Below are 25,165 nucleotides of genomic sequence, written 5' to 3' on the forward strand. Positions count from 1 at the left end.
CCTGTTCGGTTACCGAAACGGTGAGTTCACCGGGTAATATCGCCCCCGATATAAGGAAGCAAGGCCCTGTAGCGCAGTTGGTTAGCGCGCCGCCCTGTCACGGCGGAGGTCGCGGGTTCGAGTCCCGTCAGGGTCGCCACACGAGGAAAGTCCCCCACACCGATTCCGGTGCGGGGGACTTTGTCGTATCAGCGGGCTCCAGCCCATCGCGGCATGAGCGAGGTCGAGGTGGGTTTCTCAGACGCGGTGGTCGATGCTGGTGATGCGGTGTCGGCCTGGGGCCACCTCGGTGGTGCGCATGATCTGGTTGATCTTCTCGGTGGTGGCGTCGCCCGGCCATTTCTGGTGGATGGTGACGTTCCAGAGGGTGGGGTCGGCGGCGTCGGCTTTGGTGATGTGGACGCAGTACTTGACGTCGAGGGGGAGCGTGCCGATGCCGGCGGCCAGGGCGGACGCGTCGCCCACGTGGGCGTTGTCGGTGACGAAGGAACGGGCCTTGGCGGCGTCGCGGTCGACGTAGTAGCTGTATTCGAAGCCGAGGATGGCGCCCTCGGGGCTGGCGGTGTCGCCACGTTCGGCACTGATGGTGATCGAGGGGGTGCGGAAGGATTCGCAGCCGGACAGGGCGTGTGCGGGAAGTGGGGGCACCACGGTGGAAGTCGTTGCCCGCGTGCCGGAGACGGCGGCTTGCGTCGTGGTGGTCGGCTTGTCGGCGGGGCCGAGGAAAATGGTGGCGGCCACGCCGAGCAGCACGACGAATACCACCGCGCCGACAATGCCTTTGATCGCGGCCGCGGCCTTCACCTTGCCACCGCTTTCGTCATAGCGTTCGTCGTCGAAGTTCTTGCGGGGGCGCCGTGCGATCTGGCCGCCGCCACCGAAGTCCTTGAGGCGCGGCAATACCGGAATCTCGACGTGGTCACCGCTCTGCTCGCTCGCGGTGGTGGTGGCCCAGTCGTTCCAGTCGACATCGTCACCGCGCTTGGTCTCGGCCGGCACGTCGCCGTCGTTCCAGTCGTTCCAATCGCCGGTGAAACCGTCGTCATCGGCCGGATTTCGATACACCGGTTCGACGGGCGGCGCGGGCTGGAACGGGCCGTCGTCGAACGGTTCCGGGTCCGGCGGCGGCCAGATCTCCGGGTTCGTGCCGATCGTCTGCGGCTCGGCCTCGCGCCGCCGCCTGCGCCGCCGTTTACCCTGCGGGCCGCGGCGGCCGGGCGGCGTGGCGTCCGGCGAGGTGAAGTAGGCCCCGAACGGATTGTCCATGCGGCGTCCTACGCCGACGCCGGGACGACTCCCGGTTGGCCGTGTCTTGGTGCGGCGGAAGGCTTTTCGGTCTCCTGATCCTGCTGGGGGCGAGCTCCCGGCGGCAAAACTCCGCCTTGCATCGGCTGCTGAGCGGGCGCGGGCGTGCTCGGAGCCTGCTGGGGCTGTTCGGTTTTCGGCGCCTGATTGGACTGGAACGGAGCAGCCGGGGCGGGTGTTTCCGGTTTCGCCGAAGCGCCACTGTCGTTGTTCGCCCCGGCGCCGGTGCTGGTGCCGCCGCCGGTGCTTGTTCCGCCACCCAATCCGCCGAACAGTGTGTTCGTGCCGGTCCCACCGCCATTCGTCGACGGTGCGGTGGGTGAGGTGCCCGCGGGCGCGGTGGCCGCCGCCTCGGCTCCGGCGGCATTCGCGGCGAGAGTGTCGATCCCGGTCGTCGCCAGCTCCGAACCCTTGTCGAGCCCGTGCATCGCGACTTCGGCGATCTTGTCGATCAGATGCGTTCCGAAGGTGACACCGGCATCGATCGCCGCGGTTCCCAGTGCGACCCCACCGTCGATCAGGGCCTCTTGCAACGCGATCTGCGCCGCGGTCGCCGGATCGATGTTGTTGTTGTCATCCCACGAGGAGTCGTCCCACGACGACGTATCGGATCCGCCGGTCCCGAGGACGTAGACCCCGGGGGCCACCTCCGTCGCGCCGGTGGGAACGGTCACCCCGTTGGTCCCGCCGAGGTCGCTGGTGAGTCCCCTGGTGTCGCGGGTGTACTGATCCATCTCGGTGCTGGCGTTACCCACCACGCCGACCGCTTCCGAAATGGCCGCTTCGGCGAGTTCGACGATGGCGTCGAGGTTGTTCCCGTTCACCGCGGGCGCGGCCTTCTTCGCCTTGGCCCGGAAGTCGGCGATGATCGCATCGACCTTGGCGGCCGCGGTCGACTGGGTCGAATGCGCCTGCCCGAGTAAGGAACTCAGTCTGGTCCCACGATCGGCCGCGGCCGAGACCTCGGTCGCGGTCTGGCGCAGCGCGGGTGTGGCGGGCGCTGCGGTCTCGGTCGACTCGAGCGCGTACAGCCCGAGCCGATGCGGGTCCTCGGTAGCCGTGGTGGCGGCCGACGCCGAAGTCAGTGCGGCGACCACCGAGGCATCGGGATCGGCAGAAGTATTACTGCCCAACGAGCTCCGCAACTCGAGCAACGGCACTTCGAGCAGCGCGATCACCGGCGCGATCCTCGCCTCGGCCTCGGCGGGCGTGATCGTGCTCACCGTGGTCTCGGTAACCAGCGATTTGGCACGCATCACGCCACCTCACCCTCGGCCACACGCAGATCGCCTGCCAGCCCGGTATCGATCCCGGTCACGGTGGCGCCGAAGCGATTCAAGATGTCCTGATAGGCGGTGACCAGATTGCCCGCGGTACTCAGCGTCGACGCGTGGTCGCCCGCGGCCTGTGTCCAGGCGGCGGCGAATTCACGCCCGAGCACGCCGAGCCCGGACAGGTCGACCCCGGCCGCGATCGTCGTATCGTTGGCCGCTGTGCCAAGAAGTTCGGAAACCCGAGCTGCCGCACGCTGATAAGCGTCGAGCGCTGACGGGTCGAATGACATTTCTGCCACGATGTCTGCCCCTTCACGATCGCGGATCCCGGCACGGCCGGTGCTGAAAAGCGTAACCACCCGGCGCCGTTTGCGGGGAAGTCCAGTCCAGATGGCAGGATCGATCTAGAGAGTGCGCAGGTCACGGACTTTCACCGTGAGGCTCGCCCATGGTGCTGGTGTGACTGACGGGTCGGCGATCGAACATGACCGGCGAGTAGGGTCAGCCACGTTATGGCTGTCCTGCTGCTCGCACTGCTCGGGTTCGCCCTGCTCGACGCGCTCGACGTGCTGCTGGTGGCGATCACCACGGCCGTGGTCGCCGACGCCAGGCTGACCCGGCGCTCGCCGATGACAGGGGTGCTCAGCTTCCTCGGCGGCGTTTTCGCGGTCTCGGTGGCCTTCGGTGTGTGCGCCGTGCTCGGCATCGACTTCCTGGTCCGGCTCCTCGACTTCGAGCTGACCCCCGCCCTGCGCTACTGGGGCGAGCTGGTGATCGGCCTGGTGCTGATCGCGGTCGCCGCGCTGCCGGTCGACACCACCGCGTCCACCGGCGGCCGCTGGGTCGAGCCGGTGCGCAAATACCCGTGGCTGATGGGCGTGATCGGGTTCACTCTGGGGCTGGCGAAGGTGCCGACCTCGGTGCCGTACCTCGCGGCCCTCGCGCTATTGTCCGCGCAGCGCCCGCTGCCGGTGGTGTGGCCACTGATCGTGGCAGGCTACTGCGCGATCGCCCTGGTCCTGCCGCTGGTGGTGCTGGCATCGGCGCTGCGGCGAACGCCGCGGGCACGGCGGGTCTACCGCCTGCTCGTGCGGGGCGTCACCCGCTTCGGGCCGCCGGCGATCAGGGTGCTTTTCGTCGTGTTCGGCATCGGATTGGTCATCGACGCGCTTGTCCACGCGGGCCGGCTGTGGTGAGCGCCCGCACGGCCACTGTAGGAAAGCGTCAGGACCATCGAGTACCGTCATAACGAATCGATGACATGCCCCGTGCCCGCATCCTGGGCCGCGGGGCTATCCAGGTGAGCAGGGAGGGCGACCCTTGAGGGTTACCGTTGTTGTGCCGACCTACAACGAGCGGGAAAATCTGCCGGTGGCGGTAGAGCGGCTGACGGCTCTGCCGGTGTCCGATCTGCACGTGCTGGTGGTAGACGACAATTCACCCGACGGCACGGGTGAGGTCGCCGACAAACTGGCCGCTGAGCTGCCGAACGTGGTGAGCGTGCTGCACCGCACCGAGAAGGACGGCCTCGGCCGCGCCTACATCGCGGGCATCACCGCGGCGCTCGACGAGGGTGCCGACGTGGTGATCCAGATGGATGCCGATCTGTCGCACCCCGCCGAGGTGATCCCGTCGATGCTCGAGAAGCTGAGTTCCGGCGATGTCGGCGTAGCGCTCGGGTCGCGCTACGTGCCCGGTGGCTCGACCGCCGCGGAATGGAAGTGGTACCGCAAGGCGCTGTCGGCCTGGGCCAACTTCTACGTGAACCTGATCCTGCGCCTCGGTGTGAAGGACGCGACCGCCGGTTTCAAGGCCTGGAAGGCCGATACTCTGCGCGCGATCGACGTGGCCTCGATCCGCAGCAACGGCTACTCGTTCCAGGTCGAGATGAACTACCGCGCGATCAAGAAGGGCTACACGATCGCCGAGGTGCCGATCCGCTTCGAGGAGCGCACCATCGGCGCGTCGAAGATGAGCCTGAAGGTGCAGCTCGAGTCGGCGCTCATGCCGTGGAAGCTGCTGTTCGGCCGCTCGGTCTAGCACTCGACACGCGAAAGGCCCCGCCTCGGCGGGGCCTTTGCTGTTTGTCGGGTCACTTCGCGGTGATGCTGCGACGCACACCTTCCAGCGCGATCACCATGACCGGCACCAGCACCACGTGCATCACCGACAGGGCGATGGTGGAGGCGGTGTCGAAGTCGGTGGACACCGTCAGCGCGATCGTCGCGATCGAGAGCACCGACCCGACCGCCGCGGCGGTCCGCAGCACGCCGGTCCACACGTAGGACACCAGCACGGCGACGGTCAGTCCGATCAGCAGCGGCACAGCCGACATCATGATCACCCCGCCGGGCGCGACACTGGCAGCCTTGCCCTGGTCGGTCATGACGAACGACCCGCCCGCGGCGGCGCCGATGGCCCAGACGATCAGATTCAGCACCACGGCGAGGGCAGCTGCGCCCAGCACGGCGACGGGCCGGGTCAGTGCGGGGACGGTGTAGGTGGCGGGGGCGGTGGTGGCGGTCATGATGTTCTCCCTCATTCGGTGGTGAGACAATCATCAAACCTAAACCAATGTTTATGTCAAGCCCGCGGTCGAATTGGGTTGCGCCGCTTCGTTGAGACCTGGTCAGAGGCCCTCGGGTTCCGGCCAGTTCAGCAGGGTGGTTTCGAACAGCTGCCGGACGCTGTCGACCTCGTCGTCCATGTCGGCGGGGTCCCAGCCGGAGACGTCGATCGGCGGCAGGACCGCGACGTCGACGATGCCGGAGCGGGCGATAGGAGAATCGCGCCAGGCGATTTCGCCCGCGTTGCGCAGCACGATCGGGATCACCGGTACGCCCGCCTGGATCGCGATGTGGAAGGCGCCCTTCTTGAACGGGCCGACCTGCGGGGTGTACGAGCGGGTGCCCTCGGGTGCCACGGCGATGGACAGTCCGTCGCGCAGGGTCGAGACCACCGGGGCGAGTGCGGCTTTCGCCGCCTCGGTGTTGGCGCGGTCGATGAAGGTGACACCGACGAATCGCATCAGCGGACCGAACAGGGGGTGGTTGGCGAGTTCCTTCTTGCCGATGCCGGTGACCGCGCCGTCGAGGACCTTCGGGACGATGATGACGTCGAACTGGCTCTGATGGTTGAACAGGAATACCGCGGGCCTCGGCGCGCGAGCATGCTCGATGCCGACCACGCGCAGTTGTACGTCGATGGCACGCAGGGTGGCGGTGGTGGCGTCGTGCATGAGCGCGTCGGCCATCGTCTGCCGTTTGCGGGTGTAGGACTTGCGAAGTACGCCGACCAGCGCGCCGCCGATGAGTCCGGCGAATCCGGCGATAGTGCGCAGGTAGTCGATGGGCCGTGGTGCTCGGCGCAGGCGGAAAGTCAGGGTGGGCCAGTCGTTGTCCGCGGCGATCGCGGCCAGGGCCGGGTCGGGGTCGATCACGGTCGGGTGTTCGGCGAGTTCGAGCAGGGGCAGGTCGGACACGCTGTCGGCGTAGACGTAGCCGATCTCGCGCCCGGCGGCGAACTCGGTGACCGCCGCCGACTTTCCGGCGCGCCACAGCGGTGCGCCCTCGGTGTGCCCTGTCAGCGCCCCGTCGTCGACGGCGAGCTGGGTGCACACCACGTTGTCGATGCCGAGGTGCTCGGCGACCGGCTGTACCTGGAATCGGGTCAGCTCACTGACCAATAGCACTGTGTGACCAGCCAATTGGTGCGCACGCACGAGGTGCCATGCTTCGGGAAACAGCCGCCCGTAGATCTCTTTGCTGAATGCCTTGCGGCCCAGCTGCTCTAGCTCGGCCTCCGACGCGCCCGCCCATGTCCGCTCGACGGCTTGGAGGAAACGTCCGTAGTCGCCGTCGCTACCGCCGCGCTGGATGCCGCCGAGGAGGGTGGCCAGGCGATCGTCACCGCGCCCGAACACCTTGCGCGCCAGGCTGCGTCGGGGCAGACCGTCGACAACCGTACCGCCGAAATCGAACACGGCGACGACTTGCGCGCCTTGCGGGCCCGACCGGATCGCGGCCACGGCTTCGGCGAGTGTGCTCATCAGATCGAGTTCCTGTTCGACGGATCGAGCGAGGCCGCCCGCGCGATGCGGTCGCCGAGATCGCGCAGCTGGTCGGCGAATTCCTGGCGCTTGGCCGTCAATTCGGCCTCGGTGCCCTCGGTGGCGGGCGCGATGAGCCCGTGATTGTCGGCCAGTTTCCATGCGCTGGTGAACAATTCCGACGACACCGATTCCGGGCTGTGCAGCCGCTGCTGCAACAGCATCTGCTTGCCGACCGCCACGCATTCGTCGATGAATTCCTTGCGATCGATCGTCGCGTCGGCAGGCCGGGCAACCAGCCGCTCGGCGACCACCAGCTGCGCGTCGAAGAACGACCGCAGCACGCGATGGGCCATCACGAACCCGGAGTCGGTGACAGCGCCGAGGAATTGGCGATCCAGTCGATCATCGGGGGTGTGCTCGTCCCATTCGGGCACGATGATGCGCACTTCCTGGATGATCTGCTCGGCGAACTCCTGCCGTTCGGGGAAGAAGAATTCGAACTTGAGCAGATCGCGCAGCGCGAACGCCGCCTTCCACGCCGCCCGCAGCGGGTCGTCACCCGGCTGCTCCACCGCGGTGAGGGCCGCCAGTTCGAGAATGGCGCGGTTGACGAACCAGTGCACCGCGCTGTTGCGGTAGAACGCCGCCTCCAGATGCGCGCCGGATTCGATCGCGTACACCGGTTCCAGCCCGCCGCGATACACGGTGACCACGCCCGCCAGCGCGAGCTGTTCGAGCACCACCCGCAGGCCCTGTTCATCGCGCAGCGTGGTGAGTTCGCCGCTGGGCAGCCCGCGACCGACGATATAGCCCAGTACCGGGTCGAGCACCGTGCGCACCTGGCCGAGCGTGAGCGCGCGCTCGTGCACGCCGAGCAGGGCCAGGGTGACCAGCGCGTTGACGGTGATCGGGGTGACCGCGTTGATTCCGACCGCGACATCGAAGGCCAAGCGCTGCACGGCTTTGTGCTCGGAGGCGGCGAGCTCGGTCTCGTCGGGAGCGCTGGCCGACCCGGTCTCGGTGTCACGCAGTGGGATGGTCACCGGCCGCAGGTCCAGCGGATCACCGTGCACGCCGAGCCGCTCGCGCGCCGAAATCGGTGCGCCGAACCGCACATACACGCGACCGGCCGAATGCTGCTGCAGACGAACATATTTCGCGAGCCAGCCGATGCCCTCGGCCTTCTTGGTGCCACCGGCCTGTTCACTGGCGATCGCGCCCAGTTCGTTGAGCCGCTCGTAGGTGATCGAGACCGGCACGAGCATCACATCGTCGACCCGGCGCGAACGGACCGCGGCGGCAAGATAATTCAGCAGCCCGTAGCGCGGCGGGCGCAGCTTGCCGGTCCTGGTGCGGCCGCCCTCGAAGTACCACTCCATATTGAAGCGCTTGGCCAGCAGGTAGGCGAAGTACTCCTCGACGACCGCCTTGTAGACCTCGTCGTCGCCGAAGCTGCGCCGGATGAACACCGTTCCGGTGCGCCGCGCGATCGGTCCCATCGGCCAGAAGTTGAGGTTCGCACCGCCGATCACGTGGTTGGGCGGAAAGTCGTTGCGCGCCAGCACGTCACCGAGGACGAACGGGTCCACGTAGGAGCGGTGCGAGGGCAGGAACACCAGCGGGTGCTTGCGGTTGAGCTTGCGCAGCGCGTCGAGGCCGTGCAGATCGGTGTCGACCTTCCAGGTCGAGGCGTGCACCGGTCGCATCGCCTGGGTGAACAGATCCGAGACCAGCCGACTCTGCGCGGCGACCAGTTCGCGCAGCGCCTTCTCCGCGTTGCGGTACACCTGGTCGGGTTCGGAGCCGATCTCGTCGGCGATGTAGTCGAGCTTGCGCTGGAATTCGGGGGAGTCGAGGATCTCCTCGGCCACCAGCTGGGGCACCTTGTAGCGATCGCCGATGACGGTGCGTTCGGCGCGTTCGAGCGCGACCACCGCGGCCCGCACCACCGCGCGCGCGAACGGGTCGGCCGAGCCCGCCCGCAGCAGGGCCGCGGCCTCGGGGTTGTTGGTGCGCAGCGCGCTGAGCCGGGCGGGCGCGCCGACCAGTACGCGGTGGCGGTCGGGTTCGGTGCGCAGCAGCCTGCGCTGGACCAGCCGGTTGGGTTTGCGTGGATTGGTGAGCATCGCCAGGTCGGCGAAGGTCACCCGGCGCACACCGTCGCGTTCGGGCGGCAGCCACAGCACCCGGACCGGGACGACAAGCGGGTCGTCGTGCCTGCCGACAAGGCGTTTGGTGATGGCCTTCGCGTCGAGGTCGAGCTGGGTCACCGGGGCCGTCGAGTCGACCTCCCTGCCGAGACCGCCCTGTGCGATCCAGTCGCCGATCACCTCGCGTTCGACGCCGGAGGCCGCGTCGACCAGGGCGACCACCGAGTCTGCCTGCGGTCCGCGCCGCCCACCTTTGTCGATCATTGCTCCATTCAAGCCGCAGATCTGGCTCGGCGCATCGAACTTGGGCTACAGCGCGTCGCCCGGACGCGTGCGCAGGAGCGGCTCGCGCGTGCCGACAGGGACTGGGCCAGTGTGGAGCGGGCCGCGAGAGTGGCGAAGAATACCCAGCGGGGGTCTGGATAAACGGCGAGGTAATGCTAACCTAACCAAGCAAAGTTAGGTCAGCTTTACCTTGGAGGATCGTTGTCGTCGACGGAACAACCCGTACGGGTGGAGTATGTGACCGACCCGGCGGCAGCGATGTCACGTCTGGCCGTTTCTGATCGGTTCGGCGAGTACGTGATGTACGAACAGCCCGGTGCGTGGGTGTTCGCGGCCGATCCGCTCGGCAGCGTGGAACTGGACGCCGGTGAGCTGCGCACCGTGTGGGGTGGGGAGACCACCGCTCGCGCGTGGACCGGCAGCCCGGCCACCGCCATCGACACCGCGCTGGCCGGCCTGCCGCTCGACGGTCGCAACGCCTACGGCTGGATCGGCTTCGAATTCTGCGCCTACTCGCTCGCGGCGACCCACTATCTCAATCCGCTGACCTCGTTGGCGCACCTGATGATTCCGCGGATCGAGGTGCGCATCGACGCCACCGGTGTGCGGATCAGCGGCGCCACCCCGAATGAAGCGTGTGACATCCACGATCTGATCGCCGGCTCGCAGGGTGTGGATCTGCCGGTCGCGACGCCGGTCGACGTGCGGCCCGACCCGACGAACTACCAGGATCGAGTCGCCGCGGCGGTCGCCGAGATCCGCTCCGGCAGCTATCAGAAGGTGATTCTGTCGCGCAAGGTCGAGCTGCCGTTCGCGGTGGACGTGCCCGCGACCTATCGCCTCGGCCGGGCCAACAACACGCCCGCGCGCTCGTTCCTGCTGCGGCTGGGTGGGCTCGAAGCGGCCGGGTTCAGCCCCGAGTTGGTGGCCTCGGTCGACGACAATCGCATCGTCACCACCGAACCGCTGGCGGGTACGCGCGCGTTCGGGCTCGGTGTCGAAGCCGACGGTGCCGCCCGTGCCGAACTGCTCGCCGACCCGAAGGAGATCGTGGAGCACGCGATTTCGGTGCAGACCTCCTTCGCCGAGATCGCCCAGGTGGCCGTGCCAGGCACGTCCGCGGTCTCCGATTTCATGGCGGTGCGCGAGCGCGGCAGTGTGCAGCACCTGGCATCCACCGTGCGCGGCACCCTCGCCGCCGACCGCACCGCCTGGGACGCGCTCGAGGTGCTGTTCCCGTCGGTGACCGCCTCCGGGATCCCCAAGCGCGCGGGCGTCGACTCGGTGTTCCGCAATGATCACAATCCGCGTGGGCTGTATTCCGGTGCGGTGGTGTGCGTTTCGCCGACCGGCGCGCTCGAGGCGACGCTGGTGCTGCGCGCGATCTACCAGACCGGTGAAGGTGCGTGGTTGCGCGCCGGTGCGGGGATCGTCGGCCAGTCGCGCCCCGAGCGTGAGTTCGAGGAGACCTGCGAAAAGCTGGGCAGCGTGGCACCCTACGTAGTCAAGGCTTTTACCGCCTCCCTGTGACCCCTGCCGAAGGGGCATTCCGGGACAACTGATGTCGCGAGAACATGGGTAACTCACCGGGAACGGGCTAACCGAGGCACATCCACTGTCTGGCCGCCAACGCAAACCATCCGGGCGCCTAGGTCTGGCCTGAAGTCGCGGAGAGGCGGACGAGCGCCTTCTTGTCGATCTTGCCGACTGCCGTGATCGGTAGTGAATCCGCCTGGCGGACAAGGTCGGGGAGCTTGTAGGTGGCAAGGCCGCGTTCGGTGAGGAAGGTCTTGATCTCGCCGAGGGTGGGCAGCTCTCCGGTGACAACCAGCACGACACAGGCCTTTTCGCCGAGCGAGGCATCGGGCAGGCCGACCGCTGCGGCGTGGCGGACGGCGGGGTGGGCGAGCAGGTGCTCCTCGAGTTCATCGCAGGAGATGTTCTCGCCACCGCGGTTGATCACGTCCTTGATCCGGCCGCTCACGACCAGGTGGCCGCTGGGCAGCTGGCGGACGAGGTCGCCGCTGCGGTAGAAGCCGTCGGAGGTGAAGGCACGCGCATTGTGTTCGGGCGCACGGTAATACCCGCGCAGCGTGTAGGGACCGCGCGTGAGCAGTTCGCCCTCTTCGCCCGGGGCGACATCGTTGCCGTCGGCGTCGACGACGCGCAGTTCGTCGGCGGGGGACAGTGGCCTGCCCTGGGTGGTGCACACCAGTTCTTTGTCATCGTCGAGACGGGTGTAGTTGAGCAGCCCCTCGGCCATCCCGAACACCTGCTGCAAGGTGCACTGCAGCGCGGGCTCGACATCGCGGGCGTTCACCTCGGCCAGGCGCGCCCCGCCCACCTGCAACAGGCGCAGCGAACTCAGATCGGCGTCTTCCCAATCCACTGCCGCACTCCACAATTGGGCCAGTGGCGGGACGACACCGGTGACGCTCACCCCGTGCTTCTCGATCGCGGCGAAGGCGGCTTCGGGGCTCGGGTCGAGGGTGAAGGCGATGGCGCCGCCGGTCGCGACGGTGCCGAGGATGCCGGGGCAGGCCAGCGGAAAGTTGTGTGCGGCAGGCAGAGTCGCGAGGTAGACGTCATCGGGGGTGAGCTCGCAGACCTGCGCGCTCGCTGTCGCGTTGTAGACGTAGTCGTCGTGGGTGCGGGCGATCAGCTTCGGCAGGCCGGTGGTGCCGCCGGAGACGAGCATCACCGCGATATCGGACGGGTCGACCTCGGGCAGTGAATCACCGTCGCGGGCAACCGAATCAAGGGCGACGAAGCCGACTCGGCGTGCGTCGGCGGCGGCCGGGTCGTGCAGCTGAGTAGCACCTTCCGGCGTCCCAGGATCGTCGGCGACCACTACGTGCCGCAAGCTCGGCACCGCCCGCCGCACCGTCGCGGCGAGCTCGAGATAATCGAAATCGCCGAGCCGTTCCGGAATGAGATAGGCCACAGCCTCCGAGAGCGCGGCCAGGTGCTCGATCTCGACGCGGCGGTGCGCGGGCAGGGTGAGGACCGGGATGATGCCCGCGCGCAGCAGGCCGAACAGCGCCGTCGCGAACTCGGGGATGTTCGGCAACTGCACGATCACCCGGTCGCCGGGCTCGATGCCGAGCGCGAGTAGTCCGTGCGCCATCCGGTCGGCGGCGGTGTCGAGCTCGGCGTAGGTCTGCGCACCGGCGTCACTGAGTACAGCCGGACGCTGCGGGTGGGCGCGTGCGGTATCGCGCAGCAGATCGCCGAGCGTGCGCCCGGCCCAGTAGCCCGCGGCCCGGTACTCCTGCGCGGCGGCGTCGGGAAATGGGACGTAGCCCTCGCGGTGGCCGGTTGCCGATGTCGACGTCACGTACTGCCTCACTGAATTTTTGGCGGCTGGCGCCGCGGGGTTCTCGGCCTATTAACCTCGATCTTCCCTCCCGCCGGGCACTCCTTCGTCGCGCCCGCTGGTCAGTCCAGATCGAGGCGGCCGAGAACCGCAATGGTTACTGGACCGCTAGACTGCTGCATAGGTTAGGCAACCCTATCTCAATGGAGTAGGCTGCCGCCGGGCAGTACCGAATCCGTCCGGTGAATGGGCGGCGAGCAAGGAGTGATCGGCAGATGGAGACAGCACCCGCAGGCGGCGCCGGGATCGACCGCGCCGAGATCCGCGCCGCGATCGCCCGTCACCTCGACATCACCCCCGACGCCGTCGCCGCGGCCGACGACCTGATCCAGCTCGGCCTCGACTCCATCCGCACGATGAAGCTCGCGGGCGCCTGGCGCAAACGCGGCATCGCCGTGAACTTCGCCCTGCTGGCCGCGCACCCCACCGTCGACGCCTGGCACGCCCTCCTCAACGGCGCCGACCCCGACGATCTCGGGGCAAGCGGTAGTGCGCCGGACGCCGTCGACCCGGCCGCCGATGACGCCGCACGCGACCACGGCACAGCCGCGTCCGCGAGCGCACCGGGTGAGAAGGGCATCGACGCGCAGGTCGGGGGGATCGATGCGCAGGCCGGTGACTCGACAGGGTCGAATGGCTTCGATTCCGCCGCAAGCGAACCCCTGATCGTTCCCGACGACGGCACGCCTTTCGCGCTCGCGCCCATGCAGCACGCGTACTGGATCGGGCGCTCCGACGCGCAGGAACTCGGCGGCGTCGCGGCCCACCTCTACGTCGAATTCGACGGGACCGATGTGTATCCCGAGCGGCTCGAGCAGGCGGTCGAACAACTGCTGTCGCGCCACCCCATGCTGCGCACCCGATTCCTGCCCGACGGCACCCAGCAGACCCTCGACCGGCCCGGCCGTGCGGTGTTCGGCGTGACCGATCTGCGCGAGGCGTCCGCCGACGAGGCCGAGCAGCGCCTCGAGGAATTGCGCAGCGCGCGCACGCATCAGCGGATGGCGGTGGAGGACGGCCAGGTGATCGATATCGCGCTCACCCGCCTCGCCGACGGCCGCACCCGCCTGCACCTCGACGTCGACATGCTCGCCGCCGACGCGATGAGCTACCGCATCCTCATCACCGACCTCGCCCGGCTCTACCACGGCGAACAGCTACCGCCCCAGGACTACACCTTCCGCCAGTACCTGGCCGAGCACCAGCTGGACAACCCCGCGACCCACCGCCCAAGCCCGCAGCTCGCCACCGGCGATCAGCCACTTGGCACCGCCGCCGGCCGGCTGAACATCCCTGCCGACCAGACGCAGGATGCTGCCTCCAGCCAGCCGAGCATGGCCGCGAACCAGCAGCAGCGCGCCGGCGACCAGCGCTCGATCCCCGTTCTCGCCGACGAACGGGCCCGTGATCGCGCCTGGTGGCAAGACCGCCTCGGCGAGCTGCCCGGTGCGCCGGAACTCCCATCGGCCCAGCACATCTCGGACCCGAACCGCACGATCCGCCTGCACCGCTGGCTCTCGCCGCAAGCCAAGGCGCAGGTCTTCGACGCCGCGCACGCCCGCGGCATCACCCCGGCGATGGCGCTTGCCTCGGTGTTCGCCGAAACCATCGGCGGCTGGTCCGCGCAGCGCCGCTTTCTGCTGAATCTGCCGCTGTTCCACCGTGAACCGGTGCACCCGCAGGTCGACGGTGTCGTCGGTGACTTCACCTCCTCGGTGCTGCTCGAAGTCGATGTCACCGAGCCCGCCACCGTCGCCGACCGTGCCCGCGCCCTTCAGCAACGCCTCCACGAAGCGGGCGCGCACTCCGCGTACTCGGGTCTGGAGGTCCTGCGCGACCTCGGCCGTCACCGCGGCGAACCGGTCCTGGCTCCCATCGTCTACACCAGCGCCCTCAACCTCGGCGAACTGTTCCCCGACGTCGTCACCGACACCTTCGGCGACCCCGCGTGGATCATCTCCCAGGGCCCGCAGGTTCTCCTCGACGCCCAGATCACCGAGGTCCGCGGCGGTCTGCTGCTGAACTGGGACATCCGCGAATCCGCCTTCCCCGCCGACATGGTCGACGCCATGTTCGCCCGCTACATCGAAGCCATCGAACGCCTCGGCGGCCAGCCTGCCGAGCTCGCTGAGACATCGCCCGATTCGCTCGAACTTGCGTCGGCCCCGGTGTCTTCGAGTGGCGCGCTCGCCAACGGCTCCCACCTGCCGCAGGTGGCGGACGGCGTGACCTCGTCGACGCTGCCGGTCGTACCCACCGAAGCAGCGGAAGTGCCGGTTGGCTCGACCGGACGCACCCGGTTCGCCGGGGGAGCGGGGTGGCAGGCCGAGGCCGGCGTGCGAATTCCGGTGGAGCAGGCCGCTACTCGGGCGCGCGTCAATGCCACCGCGGGACCGGTGAGCGGCGGGCTGCTGCACACCGGGTTCTTCGCGAACGCGGCGACGAATCCGTCCGCGCCCGCGGTGCTCTGGGAGCCCGCCGGGCAGCTGACCTATGGCGAGCTGGCCGCCGACGCGCTGGCCGTGGCCGGCGCGTTGCGGGAAGCCGGTGTGGCACCTGGTGATTCGGTGGCGGTGCAGCTCCCGAAGGGTCCCGACCAGATCGTCGCGGTGCTCGGTGTGCTCGCGGCGGGCGCGGTCTACGTGCCGATCGGGTTCGATCAGCCCGCCGCCCGTCGAGCCGAAATCCTCAGCACGGCAGACGCTGTCGCGGTACTCACCGTCGGTGGTGCGCGGATCCCGGATACGCGGGCGATCGACCTGGCGCAGGCGCGCACACACGCGGAACCGTTGGCACGCCCGGTCTTCGGCGACCCGGAGAACATCGCCTACGTGCTGTTCACCTCCGGCTCCACCGGCAAGCCCAAGGGTGTCGAGGTGCCGCATCGCGCCGCCATGAACACCATCGACGACCTCAACGAACGCTTCGACCTCGGCCCCGCCGACCGCGCACTGGCCCTGTCTGCCCTCGAATTCGACCTCTCCGTCTACGACATCTTCGGCCTGCTCGCCGCAGGTGGTGCGGTGGTCACCGTCGACGACGCGCAGCGCACAGACCCCGCCGTGTGGGTCGAACTCATTCGCCGCCACCGGATTTCGCTGCTCAACTGCGTCCCGAGCCTGCTGGACATGCTCCTTACTGCCGCGCCGGGCACCCTTGTCCCTGGCTCGCCCCAGGTCACGAATGTTTCGGGTTCGGCGCAGGTCGCCACCACCGCGGGCGACTCTCGGACCGCACCGGCCACCGCCGCACTGCCGGAGCCGCTGACCTCGCTGCGTACGGTGATTCTCGGCGGCGACTGGGTCGACGTCGCGCTGCCCGCGCGCCTCGCCACGGTGGCCCCGAACAGCCGTTTCGCCGGGCTCGGTGGCGCCACCGAGACCGCGATCCACTCCACCATCTGCGAGGTCGTCGGCGCGCGGGTCCCCGCCGAGTGGACCGCCGTGCCCTATGGCACCCCCCTGCGCAATGTGCAGTGCCGCGTCGTCGGCCCGGCGGGCAACGACTGCCCCGACTGGGTGAGCGGCGAACTCTGGATCGGCGGTGACGGCGTGGCCGCCGGCTACCGCAACGATCCCGAGCGCACCGCCGACCGTTTCGTCACCCATGAGGGCCTGCGCTGGTACCGCACCGGCGACCTGGCCCGCTACCTGCCCGACGGCGGCCTGGAATTCCTCGGCCGCGCCGACCACCAGGTCAAGATCCGGGGCTACCGCGTCGAACTGGGTGAGGTGGAGAGCGCACTGCGCGCCGTGCCCGGTATCCGCCACGCGGTCGCCGCGGTGGTCGGGACGGCCGCGCCGAAATTGGTCGCGCTCGTGGTACCGACCCCGGGCGCGGTACTCGACATCGACGTGGTGCTCGCCGCGACCGCCGAGCTGGTCCCGGTCTATATGGTGCCGACCCGGCTCGAACTGCTGGCCGAGCTGCCGCTCACCTCGAACGCCAAGCCGGACCGCAAGGCCATTCGCGCCGTCCTCGACAAGGGTGAGGGCGCCGAGGAATTCGTCGCACCGCGCACCGATCTCGAACGCGCGCTCGCCGCGGTCATCGCCGAGGTGCTGGTCACCGAGCAGATCGGTGTCACCGACGACTTCTTCGCCCTCGGCGGCGATTCGGTGCTCGCCACCACCGCCGTGGCCCGCATCCGCGAATGGCTCGACGCCCCCGACACCGTCGTCGCCGACCTGTTCACCGCCCGCAGTGTCGCCGCGCTGGCGGCGCGAATGCTGGAGCGGGAAGCGGACTCCGGCGACACGGGCAGGCTCGAACTGGTCGCGACGATGTACCTGGAAGTCGCCGCGATGACCGACGAAGAGGTTCTGGCGCAGTCGTGATGACGACACGCCGCCGCGCACACGGGGTGTCGATTCCGGCCGGTGCCGAAATGTTGTCGGGGCGCGCTCGGCAGAGTCGGTGCGCGGCGGCACCGGGCGTGAACCATGAACCGGCGCTTGCCGATTCGCGCATTCCCCCGGCGTCGCTAGACTTCCGCCAGTGAGTACGTGGACTATCGCCGACCTGCCCGACCAGACCGGCCGCACGATCATCGTCACCGGTGCCAACAGTGGTCTCGGCGCCGCCACCGCGCGGGCGCTGTCGGAGGCGGGTGCGCGCGTGATCCTGGCCTGTCGCGATGTCGCCAAGGCCGAGCGGGTAGCCGCGGGGATGCGCGGTGAGACCGAAGTTCGCGAACTCGACCTGGCGAACCTGAATTCGGTGCGCGCCTTCACCGAGTCGATCGAGCGCGTCGATGTGCTGATCAACAACGCGGGCGTGATGGCGCTACCGCTGCGGCGCACCGCCGACGGCTTCGAAATGCAGTTCGGCACCAACCATCTCGGTCACTTCGCGCTCACCAACCTGATGCTCGACCGCATCACCGATCGCGTGGTCACGGTGTCGAGCGTGGCGCACCGCATCGGCAAGATCAATCTGGCCGACCCCAACTGGGAGCAGCGCCGCTACGACCGCTGGCTCGCCTACGGACAGTCCAAGCTCGCCAACCTGATGTTCGCCACTGAGCTCCAGCGTCGCCTCGCCGGTGAGGGTGCTGCGGTGATCTCGGTGGCCGCGCACCCCGGCTACGCCGCGACCGAACTCATGTCACACACCGAGTCCATCCAGGACACGATCATGGGGCTGGGCAACCGCACGCTCGCCCCGACCGCCGAACAGGGCGCGCTGCCCACCCTGTTCGCCGCCACCACCGAGGTGGTGCCCGGCGCGTTCTACGGCCCCGACGGCTTCCTTGGCCTGCGCGGCAACCCCGCCCGGACGGGCAGCGCGCCTGCGGCCAGGAACCGTGAGGTCGCGGCGCAACTGTGGGAGCTCTCCGAAAAGCTCTGTGGCCTGATCTGATTTCGTGATCGGCGTCACACGGCGTCACACCGCGAACGGCTACCTCGTCGTCTCTATGAACCCCACGACGAAGGAGTCATCATGGAAGCGCGCTTCAACCTCTACGGCAACGCCATCGCCGCGAGCTTCAGCAAGCGAATGGTCATGGCAGGCAAGGTCATCGATGATTCGCCGCTGCCCAAGTCCACCTACGAACTGGTGAAGATCCGGGCCTCGCAGATCAACGGGTGCAGCTACTGCGTCGACATGCACACCAAGGACGCAGCCCACGCGGGCGAGACCGCGGTGCGGATCAACCTGGTCGCCGCCTGGCGGGAGACCAATGTCTTCACCGAGGCGGAACGGGCCGCCCTCGCCCTCACCGAGGAAGCGACCCGCACCGCCGACGGCGGCCACGTCAGCGACGACACCTTCGCCCAGGCCCGCTTGCACTACGACGACGACCAGATCGCCGCCCTGATCGCCGCCATCGCGATGATCAACGCCTGGAACCGCCTCAACGCCATCGCCCACACTCCCGCGGGCGACTACGTGCCAGGTCAATGGAGCTGAGACAGCCACTGGACGAGTGATCACCAGGCCCTGGTGGATTTTCCCTCTCGGGCGATGCCTCCCTGGTGGCCTGGTGATCAATTGACCAGCTGTGATGGCGCTACGAAGTGAAGCGGTGCCCGCGCCGATATCGGCCTTCGTGCAGCAGCGCGCTCGGATGGGCGTACGGCTCACGCACCACGCCGTCGGTCCGGATCGGATCGAGCCAGGTCGGCGTGTTCGAAGAGGTCAAGGACCTTCTCGTCGGCGCGGCCGGAGGGGCCCGGGTGTGACGGTCCACACTCCGGGCAACCATGGCAGACCGTTCGGCGTTTTACCGGTGGTACAGTCCACGGCATGCAGCGCGCATATTTTTGGTTTAGCTATCCGGCCCTGGGTGGGCCGGTCTGCGACCCTGCGCGCTGACTTCCTCCACCTCGAGCCGGATAACGCCCGGCTCGACGGTAGCGATTTCCGTGGGTCGGCCTCCTAACGCAAAGGACCCACATCTCATGACCACCGCAGCCAGTGCCGTTTCGAGCGCCTCCGCGCTCGAGTCCGCGGCCCTGACAGGCCCCGATTCTTCCCTCCCTGCGGGCACTCCTTCGTCGCACCCTCCGGTCAGTCCAGAATCGGGGCGGGCCGCGAACAGGGTCGACTCGCGGCATTCTGACCTCGACGACCAGCGCACTCTCAGCGTGAGCCCCCTGCGCTCGCCCGCCGAGGTCCGCATGGTCCACCAGATCACCGACGCCCTCGCCGACACCGTGCGAACGGGTCGCAAGGCCACCGTCGACGTGCTCAACGGCGACGACGACCGCCTCATGGTGATCGTCGGCCCGTGCTCGGTGCACGACCCCGCCGCCGCGCTGGAATACGCCCGCAAGCTGGCCGAGAAGGCCGCCGAGCTGAGCGACCGGCTGCACATCGTGATGCGCGTGTACTTCGAGAAGCCGCGCACCACGCTGGGCTGGAAGGGTCTGATCAACGATCCGCACCTGGACGGCTCGTTCGACGTGAACACCGGCCTCGGCATCGGCCGCAAGGTGCTCGTCGACATCACCGCCCTCGGCCTGCCGGTGGCGTGTGAGTTCCTCGACCCGATCACCCCGCAGTACATCGCCGACCTGGTCTCCTACGGCGCGATCGGTGCCCGCACCGCCGCCAGCCAGGTGCACCGGCAGCTGTCCTCGGCGCTGTCGATGCCGGTGGGCATCAAGAACGGCACCGACGGTGACGTGCAGGTCGCGGTCGACGGTGTGCGCGCCGCCGCCGCCAGCCACGTCTTCCCCGGCACCGACCTCGACGGCCGCTCCGCGCTGATCCGCACCTCGGGCAACCCCGACTGCCACGTGATCCTGCGCGGCGGCAGCAACGGCACCAACTTCGACGCCGCCTCCTGCGCCGAGGCCAAGCTGCGCCTGGAGAAGTCCTCGCTGGCCCAGCGCCTGGTCGTCGACGCCAGCCACGGCAACAGCAACAAGGACCACAACAAGCAGGTCGACGTCGTCATCGACATCGCCGACCGGATCGCCGCGGGCGAGCAAGGCGTGGTCGGCGTGATGCTGGAGTCGTTCCTCGTCGCGGGTCGCCAGGACCTGACCCTCGGCAAGGCCGACGACCTGACCTACGGCCAGTCCATCACCGACGCGTGCATCGACTGGAACACCACCGCCACCCAGCTCGACCGTTTGGCCGAGGCTGTGGCCGCGCGCCGCGGGTAATTCTTTCTATCGACAGTGCGGGCCTCGGATTCCGGGGCCCGCATTGCTGTGACTACTGGTTCTGGATCGCGAGACGTCCCGCGAGGGCGACGAACGAGACACCGAACACCCGCCGCATCCACCGGACCACCACCGGACGCGACAGCACATAGGTGCGCATCGCGGCGGCGACTGCCCCGTAGCCCGCGAACACCACGAACGTGGCCAGCATGAACAACCCGCTGAGCTCGAGCATGCGACCCAGCGCGTTCGGTGCTCCGGTCGGCACGAACTGCGGCAGGAACGCGAAGAAGAAGATCGTCAGCTTCGGGTTCAGGATATTCAGCAGCACCGCCGAGGTGACGACCTGCCGCGCCGAAGGTTCCGCCGCGGTGGATTCCTCCGGAATCGCCAGTGCGCCCTTGTCCCGCAGCGTGTTCCACGCCATATAGAGCAGATACGCGACGCCGAGATACTTCAACGTCTGAAACGCGACCGCGCTGGTGTTCAACAGCGCGGCCAGCCCCGTAACCGCCGCGATCATGTGCGGAACGATCCCCATCGTGCATCCGAAGGCGGCGATCACACTCGCCCTCGTCCCACGGGAAAGCCCAGCCGCCAACGTGAACAGCACCCCGGTCCCCGGCGTGGCGACAATGACAAGCGTGGTCAACGCGAACTCGATGCTCATCTCCCGCAGCGTAACCGCCGCTCGACCGCCGGGAAATACCTCGGAACTGGGAACACCAGGTGGCAGGCCCAGTGCCCCACTGGCTGGGGCGGTGGGTGGCTGGCGGTTGGGTAGCTGAGTGGCTGGGATGGCGGGTCGTCGGTCGGTGGGGCCGTTGTGCGGATGGGGCGGCAGACTGGTCGGTGATGAAGCTTCCCGAACTTCCCGACCTTCCGGTGCGACCGGCGCTGGACCGGATCACCGCGACGTTGGCCGAGCGTGGGGTCGCGGTGCTGGTCGCGCCGCCGGGTACCGGTAAGACCACGTTGGTGCCGTTGGCGCTGGCGGCCGGGTCGCCGGGGCGGATCGTGGTGGCCGAGCCTCGGCGGTTGGCGGCGCGGGCGGCGGCGGCGCGGATGGCGGCACTGCTCGGGGAGCGGGTGGGGGAGACCGTGGGGTACGCGGTGCGGGGGGATCGGAAGGTGGGGCCGCGGACCCGGATCGAGGTGGTGACCTCGGGGTTGCTGGTGCGGCGGTTGCAGAGTGATCCGGAGTTGGCTGGGGTCGGCACGGTGGTGCTCGACGAATGCCACGAGCGGCATCTGGATGCCGATCTGCTGTTGGCGCTGTTGCTCGACGCAAGGTCGGGGCTGCGGCCTGATCTGTGGGTGCTCGCCACTTCGGCGACGGTGGCCGCGGATCGGCTGGCGCAACTGCTCGGTACCGGAGAGGCCGGGCCCGGAGCCGTGGCTGGGCAGGATGGCGAAGCAGGCCGGGCCGACGGGAGTTCGACGCCGGGGCAACGGGCGGGTTCGCGTGCCCCGGTTGTGGAGGTGCGCGGGCGGACCTATCCGGTCGAGGTCGATTACCTGCCCGCCCTGCCCCGCGAGCGGATCGAAGCGCAGGTCGCGCGGGCCACCCGCAGTGCGCTGGCCACCATCGACGGTGATGTGCTCGTCTTCCTGCCCGGTGTCGGCGAGATCAACCGCACGGCAGGGCTCTTGCACGACCTCGACGATGTCGACGTGGTCCCGCTGCACGGCAGGCTCGCGGGCGCGGCTCAGGACCTCGCGCTCCGGCCAGGATCGCGGCGGCGGGTCGTATTGTCCACTGCGGTCGCCGAATCCAGCCTCACCGTCCCCGGCGTGCGCGCTGTTGTGGACTCCGGTCTTTCCCGTGTATCCCGGGTCGATCACCGGCGCGGCCTCTCCGGCCTTGCGACAGTGCGTGTTTCGGCCGCCGTGGCCGAACAGCGGACAGGCCGCGCGGGCCGCGAGGCACCCGGTCACGCTTGGCGTTGCTGGCCCGAATACGAACACCAAACCCTGCCCGCCTACCCCGAACCCGAGATCCGCACCGCCGAACTCACCCGCCTCGCACTGGAATTGGCGTGCTGGGGCACCCCCGACGGCGCCGGCCTCGCCTGGTGGGACGCCCCGCCGGAAGGTGGCCTCGCGGCAGCCCGAACGGTCCTGCGTGCCCTCGGTGCCCTCGACGATGCCGACCACATCACCCCGCGCGGCAAGGCGATGGCCACCCTCGGTCTGCATCCCCGCCTCGCCCGCGCCCTGCTCGACGGCACCGCCCGGGTCGGCGCGAAAGCCGCCGCCGAAATGGTCGTCCTGATGGACGACGACTCCCTCGCCCACACCGTTGACGCGACGGCAGCCTTGCGCACCCTCCGCACCGAACGCCCACCCCGCTGGTCCCGCGAAGTCCAACGCCTGACGCGACTCGTCGCGAGCACGTCAACCGATGACAAGCCCGACCGACCGTCTGCCGACGGCGCGCGGGCTGAGGCTTCGCCCGGGGTGGGTCGGCGCGTCCGGCCACGCGTCGGCGGTGCGCAGGCTGATGTCTCGTCAGGCATTGGCCGACGTGACCGGTCAAGCGTCAGTGGGCCACAGACCGATGTCTCGTCAGATGTATCGAACTCGGCGAGCAGCGGCTCGGCGGCAGGTCGACCGGGTGGGCGCGATCGCGTCGTCGCCGAGGTCGGGAACGAGAGTGGTGGATCAGGAACGGATGTCGCGGCGCTGTTGATCGCGTTGGCGCAGCCGGAGCGGTTGGCTCGGCGACGGGCGAGTGGGTCGTCCACCTATCTCATGGCGGGCGGCACTGCGGTGACGCTGCCGCCGGGGTCGGGGCTGGCGGCGGCGGAATGGCTCGCGGTAGCGATCGCTGATCGTGATCCGGGGCGGGCCGAGGGGCGAATTCGGTTGGCGGCCATCGCCGATGAGGATCTCGCTCGGGAAGCCGCGCCGTGGCTGGTGGTCGCGGCCGATGAGGTGCGGTGGGACGGCGGTGATGTGGTGGCTCGGCGCGTGGAGCGGTTGGGCGCGATCATCCTGTCGGAGAAGCCATTACGTCACCTCGATAAGGCTCTGGTGGAACAGGCTGTGCGGCAAGGGCTTCGGGTGGAAGGGCTGGGTCTACTGCGCTGGAGCGATGACGCGCGTAGCCTGCGTCAGCGTCTCGACTTCCTGCACCGCACCCTCGGCGCGCCATGGCCCGCTGTCGACGACGACGCACTCCTGGCCGACTTCGACAGCTGGCTCGGCCCCGAACTGTCCACCGCCCGCCGCCGTTCCGATCTCGCCCGCATAGATGCGGGCACCGCGCTCCGCCGCCTGCTCCCGTGGCCTGCGGCCGCCCGCCTCGACGAACTGGCCCCCGAACGCCTGGAAGTCCCCTCCGGCAGCCGCGTCCGCCTCGACTACTCCGCCGACCAGCCGCTCCTCGCGGTCAAGGTCCAGGAGATCTTCGGCTGGACCGACCCACCCACCCTCGCCGACGGCCACGTCCGGATCGTCCTGCACCTGCTGTCCCCGGCCCAACGTCCCGTCGCCGTCACCGCCGACCTCGCCTCATTCTGGAAAAACGGCTGGCCCCAGGTCCGCGCCGACCTGCGCGGCCGCTACCCCAAACACGCGTGGCCGGAGAACCCCGCCACGATCCCCGCCCACCGAGGCACGGCTCGCCGAGCCACCCATCGCCCGAACTGACTGTCCACCAAAGGGTTTCGGCGCGGTCCCCCCGGAACGACGCGAGCACCGGCCGCGCCCATCGACGAGTCGACTCCCGGCCAGAGGGGTCCCGCTGCTGGACATTTGTTCACCAGGCCATGAGGGAGGCATCGCCCGAGTGGCCGTCTACGTGGTGGCCTGTTGATCTTGATGGTTGGGGGTGGCCCGGGCGGCCAGGAGGGTGTCGGTGGTGACGGTTGTGCAGTGGTAGCCGGCGGTGGTGAGGCGTTCGGTGAGTTTCGCGGTGGGTGGGGTGGGGCTGTTGGGGGTGCCGTAGCCGTAGCAGAGCCAGATGCGGCCGGTGGGGGCGAGGGATTCGCGCATTGTCGACCATGCGGCGGTGGCGGGTGCGGTCCAGAAGAGGTTGACGTTGACCGCGAAGATCAGGTCGAAGCGATTCCCTTGGTCGAGTTCGTCGAGCAATCGTGCTACCCGCACCTTCGCGATATCGCCTTCGACCAGGCGCACCCGACCGGCGGTGATCTCGTCCGCGCAGCGGCGCCCGGCCTGCGCGAGCGCGGTGGCCGAGCGTTCGAGGCCGACGATTCGTCCGCTGCCGAGCCGGGCCGCGATCCGCGTCAGCGAGGCACCGGAACCGGGGCCGAGCTCGAGCACCTGCTCGCCCGCCCGCACGCCCATCGTGTCGGCGAACCATTCGAACCGCGAGTCATCTGCCATCGGCGCGCCCCACCGTCGCGATCCGCGGATGCCCGCTCATCGGTTCATGGTGGCATCGATTCCACCTCGGATCTACCGTGTGAGCCGGGTGATCGGGCTGCGCACCGCGAGTTTCGGTGGTCGCCTCGCCACCCACCTCAGCGATCGCACCCTGTCTGACGTTCGACCTGGTCAGGATGGAATAGGCCACCCGTCTACCGGCTCGGCCGGATCGGTGGGGAGCCGGGCAGCGACCCATTCGTCGACCCGTGCCCCTCGCTGTATCCCGCCCGATCGGGCCAAACCCTCGTAGTGGAAGCCGTTGCGGCGCACCGCGGCGGCCGAGGCGTTGTTGCCCGCGATCGCGCGCCACATGATCCGGTCGAGCGCGAGACCGTCGGTGGCGAAACCGAAGTCGCAGACCAGGTTTATCGCCCGCGACATCAGGCCGCGCCCGCGATGATCGGGAGTGAGCCAGAAGCCGATCTCGCAGGCACCCTGGCCGCGCGTATGCAGGCCGACCATGCCTTCGACCTGGCCGTCCTCGGCGGTGCGAATCGCCCAGACCGGCGCGTTGCTCGCCCAGCCGGGTGCCACGATGCGGTCGAGGAAGTCCTCGGTGTCGGACCGGTGATACGGGACGGGGACCGTGGTCCAGCGCTGCACATCAGGGTCTTGACAGCACTCGACGATGCGGTCGATATCGGCCCCGGTCGGGCGGGTGAGCCAGACGGTGCCATCGGTGAGCGTGTGCTCGTACATTCGGCCATCTTGAC

Annotated in this window: 19 protein-coding genes and 1 tRNA gene; 9 read left to right on the forward strand and 11 right to left on the reverse strand. The window is 68.8% G+C overall.

Annotation, left to right across the window (positions count from 1 at the left end; genetic code table 11):
- The first annotated feature begins 62 nt into the window (after positions 1–62).
- A tRNA-Asp gene (locus ACTWPB_RS03205) sits at positions 63–139 on the forward strand.
- A 98-nt stretch (positions 140–237) separates the two neighbouring features.
- Here the strand turns inward: ACTWPB_RS03205 and ACTWPB_RS03210 are convergent.
- From ACTWPB_RS03210 to ACTWPB_RS03220, 3 genes are read right to left on the reverse strand one after another with little or no spacing between them, the layout of a single operon-like run.
- Positions 238–1,266 (reverse strand): hypothetical protein, encoded by a 1,029-nt coding sequence (locus ACTWPB_RS03210; RefSeq protein WP_446224239.1) that lies wholly within the window; start codon positions 1,264–1,266, stop codon positions 238–240.
- Positions 1,267–1,274: 8 nt separating this feature from the next.
- The gene (locus tag ACTWPB_RS03215) at positions 1,275–2,561 is read right to left on the reverse strand and encodes a hypothetical protein (RefSeq protein ID WP_446224240.1); all 1,287 of its coding nucleotides are present in this window, start codon (positions 2,559–2,561) and stop codon (positions 1,275–1,277) included.
- Positions 2,561–2,869: a hypothetical protein gene (locus ACTWPB_RS03220; RefSeq protein ID WP_446224241.1), complete on the reverse strand. Its 309-nt coding sequence runs from the start codon at positions 2,867–2,869 to the stop codon at positions 2,561–2,563. Before ACTWPB_RS03220 ends, ACTWPB_RS03215 begins: the two co-directional genes overlap by 1 nt.
- Positions 2,870–3,091: 222 nt before the next feature.
- Here ACTWPB_RS03220 and ACTWPB_RS03225 point away from each other — a divergent pair, with 222 nt between their 5' ends.
- Entirely contained in the window at positions 3,092–3,775 is a 684-nt protein-coding gene (locus ACTWPB_RS03225; protein WP_446224242.1) for a GAP family protein, read from the forward strand.
- Positions 3,776–3,899: 124 nt separating this feature from the next.
- A complete protein-coding gene (locus tag ACTWPB_RS03230) occupies positions 3,900–4,619 on the forward strand; it encodes a polyprenol monophosphomannose synthase (RefSeq protein WP_446224243.1) in 720 nt (239 codons plus the stop codon).
- A gap of 52 nt (positions 4,620–4,671) precedes the next feature.
- Here the strand turns inward: ACTWPB_RS03230 and ACTWPB_RS03235 are convergent, their stop codons facing one another.
- The 3 genes from ACTWPB_RS03235 to ACTWPB_RS03245 all read right to left on the reverse strand — a co-directional run bounded on the left by ACTWPB_RS03235 (position 4,672) and on the right by ACTWPB_RS03245 (position 9,044).
- Entirely contained in the window at positions 4,672–5,106 is a 435-nt protein-coding gene (locus ACTWPB_RS03235; RefSeq protein WP_446224244.1) for a DUF6069 family protein, read from the reverse strand.
- 102 nt (positions 5,107–5,208) lie between these two features.
- Positions 5,209–6,627, reverse strand: a complete 1,419-nt coding sequence (locus tag ACTWPB_RS03240; RefSeq protein ID WP_446224245.1) for an HAD-IB family hydrolase — start codon at positions 6,625–6,627, stop codon at positions 5,209–5,211.
- On the reverse strand, positions 6,627–9,044 hold the full coding sequence (locus ACTWPB_RS03245; RefSeq protein WP_446224246.1) for a glycerol-3-phosphate 1-O-acyltransferase: 2,418 nt from the start codon (positions 9,042–9,044) through the stop codon (positions 6,627–6,629). The genes ACTWPB_RS03240 and ACTWPB_RS03245 overlap by 1 nt, the downstream gene beginning before the upstream one ends.
- Before the next feature lie 249 nt (positions 9,045–9,293).
- On the opposite strand from ACTWPB_RS03245, the gene ACTWPB_RS03250 reads away from it, so the two are divergent.
- Complete coding sequence (locus tag ACTWPB_RS03250) at positions 9,294–10,595, forward strand: salicylate synthase (RefSeq protein WP_446226221.1); 1,302 nt, start codon at positions 9,294–9,296, stop codon at positions 10,593–10,595.
- A gap of 118 nt (positions 10,596–10,713) precedes the next feature.
- Here ACTWPB_RS03250 and ACTWPB_RS03255 read toward each other — a convergent pair whose 3' ends face one another.
- Entirely contained in the window at positions 10,714–12,402 is a 1,689-nt protein-coding gene (locus ACTWPB_RS03255; protein WP_446224247.1) for a (2,3-dihydroxybenzoyl)adenylate synthase, read from the reverse strand.
- Positions 12,403–12,656: 254 nt separating this feature from the next.
- Between ACTWPB_RS03255 and ACTWPB_RS03260 the strand changes: the two genes are divergently transcribed.
- The 3 genes from ACTWPB_RS03260 (at position 12,657) to ACTWPB_RS03270 (ending at position 18,354) form a co-directional block, all read left to right on the forward strand.
- Complete coding sequence (locus ACTWPB_RS03260) at positions 12,657–16,778, forward strand: non-ribosomal peptide synthetase (protein ID WP_446224248.1); 4,122 nt, start codon at positions 12,657–12,659, stop codon at positions 16,776–16,778.
- Between the two features lie 160 nt (positions 16,779–16,938).
- Complete coding sequence (locus tag ACTWPB_RS03265) at positions 16,939–17,802, forward strand: oxidoreductase (protein WP_446224249.1); 864 nt, start codon at positions 16,939–16,941, stop codon at positions 17,800–17,802.
- Between the two features lie 81 nt (positions 17,803–17,883).
- Positions 17,884–18,354 carry a carboxymuconolactone decarboxylase family protein gene (locus tag ACTWPB_RS03270; protein WP_446224250.1) on the forward strand — a complete coding sequence of 157 codons (471 nt, stop codon included), beginning with the start codon at positions 17,884–17,886 and terminating at the stop codon, positions 18,352–18,354.
- Positions 18,355–18,454: 100 nt separating this feature from the next.
- Here the strand turns inward: ACTWPB_RS03270 and ACTWPB_RS03275 are convergent, their stop codons facing one another.
- On the reverse strand, positions 18,455–18,586 hold the full coding sequence (locus tag ACTWPB_RS03275; protein WP_446224251.1) for a hypothetical protein: 132 nt from the start codon (positions 18,584–18,586) through the stop codon (positions 18,455–18,457).
- A 313-nt stretch (positions 18,587–18,899) separates the two neighbouring features.
- On the opposite strand from ACTWPB_RS03275, the gene ACTWPB_RS03280 reads away from it, so the two are divergent.
- Positions 18,900–20,057 (forward strand): 3-deoxy-7-phosphoheptulonate synthase, encoded by a 1,158-nt coding sequence (locus ACTWPB_RS03280; RefSeq protein ID WP_446226222.1) that lies wholly within the window; start codon positions 18,900–18,902, stop codon positions 20,055–20,057.
- 52 nt (positions 20,058–20,109) lie between these two features.
- On the opposite strand, the gene ACTWPB_RS03285 is transcribed toward ACTWPB_RS03280, so the two are convergent.
- Entirely contained in the window at positions 20,110–20,727 is a 618-nt protein-coding gene (locus ACTWPB_RS03285) for a LysE family translocator (protein WP_446224252.1), read from the reverse strand.
- Positions 20,728–20,912: 185 nt separating this feature from the next.
- Between ACTWPB_RS03285 and ACTWPB_RS03290 the strand changes: the two genes are divergently transcribed.
- The gene (locus ACTWPB_RS03290; RefSeq protein ID WP_446224253.1) at positions 20,913–23,711 is read left to right on the forward strand and encodes an ATP-dependent RNA helicase; all 2,799 of its coding nucleotides are present in this window, start codon (positions 20,913–20,915) and stop codon (positions 23,709–23,711) included.
- A gap of 147 nt (positions 23,712–23,858) precedes the next feature.
- On the opposite strand, the gene ACTWPB_RS03295 is transcribed toward ACTWPB_RS03290, so the two are convergent.
- Together ACTWPB_RS03295 and ACTWPB_RS03300 are read right to left on the reverse strand one after the other, a co-directional pair.
- Positions 23,859–24,410, reverse strand: a complete 552-nt coding sequence (locus tag ACTWPB_RS03295; protein ID WP_446224254.1) for a class I SAM-dependent methyltransferase — start codon at positions 24,408–24,410, stop codon at positions 23,859–23,861.
- Between the two features lie 171 nt (positions 24,411–24,581).
- Positions 24,582–25,151, reverse strand: coding sequence for a GNAT family N-acetyltransferase (locus ACTWPB_RS03300; RefSeq protein WP_446224255.1), 570 nt, complete (start codon positions 25,149–25,151; stop codon positions 24,582–24,584).
- Positions 25,152–25,165: the final 14 nt, after the last annotated feature.

It is taken from the genome of Nocardia sp. IBHARD005, from assembly GCF_052814245.1.

Bases quoted from the DNA above. Each gene is read 5' to 3' on its own strand.
- ACTWPB_RS03225 (WP_446224242.1), top strand. From the start codon at position 3,092: ATGGCTGTCCTGCTGCTCGCACTGCTCGGGTTCGCCCTGCTCGACGCG.
- ACTWPB_RS03290 (WP_446224253.1), top strand. From the start codon at position 20,913: ATGAAGCTTCCCGAACTTCCCGACCTTCCGGTGCGACCGGCGCTGGAC.
- ACTWPB_RS03270 (WP_446224250.1), top strand. From the start codon at position 17,884: ATGGAAGCGCGCTTCAACCTCTACGGCAACGCCATCGCCGCGAGCTTC.
- ACTWPB_RS03235 (WP_446224244.1), bottom strand. From the start codon at position 5,106: ATGACCGCCACCACCGCCCCCGCCACCTACACCGTCCCCGCACTGACC.
- ACTWPB_RS03245 (WP_446224246.1), bottom strand. From the start codon at position 9,044: ATGATCGACAAAGGTGGGCGGCGCGGACCGCAGGCAGACTCGGTGGTC.
- ACTWPB_RS03260 (WP_446224248.1), top strand. From the start codon at position 12,657: ATGGAGACAGCACCCGCAGGCGGCGCCGGGATCGACCGCGCCGAGATC.
- ACTWPB_RS03300 (WP_446224255.1), bottom strand. From the start codon at position 25,151: ATGTACGAGCACACGCTCACCGATGGCACCGTCTGGCTCACCCGCCCG.
- ACTWPB_RS03240 (WP_446224245.1), bottom strand. From the start codon at position 6,627: ATGAGCACACTCGCCGAAGCCGTGGCCGCGATCCGGTCGGGCCCGCAA.
- ACTWPB_RS03215 (WP_446224240.1), bottom strand. From the start codon at position 2,561: ATGCGTGCCAAATCGCTGGTTACCGAGACCACGGTGAGCACGATCACG.
- ACTWPB_RS03220 (WP_446224241.1), bottom strand. From the start codon at position 2,869: ATGTCATTCGACCCGTCAGCGCTCGACGCTTATCAGCGTGCGGCAGCT.
- ACTWPB_RS03295 (WP_446224254.1), bottom strand. From the start codon at position 24,410: ATGGCAGATGACTCGCGGTTCGAATGGTTCGCCGACACGATGGGCGTG.
- ACTWPB_RS03285 (WP_446224252.1), bottom strand. From the start codon at position 20,727: ATGAGCATCGAGTTCGCGTTGACCACGCTTGTCATTGTCGCCACGCCG.
- ACTWPB_RS03210 (WP_446224239.1), bottom strand. From the start codon at position 1,266: ATGGACAATCCGTTCGGGGCCTACTTCACCTCGCCGGACGCCACGCCG.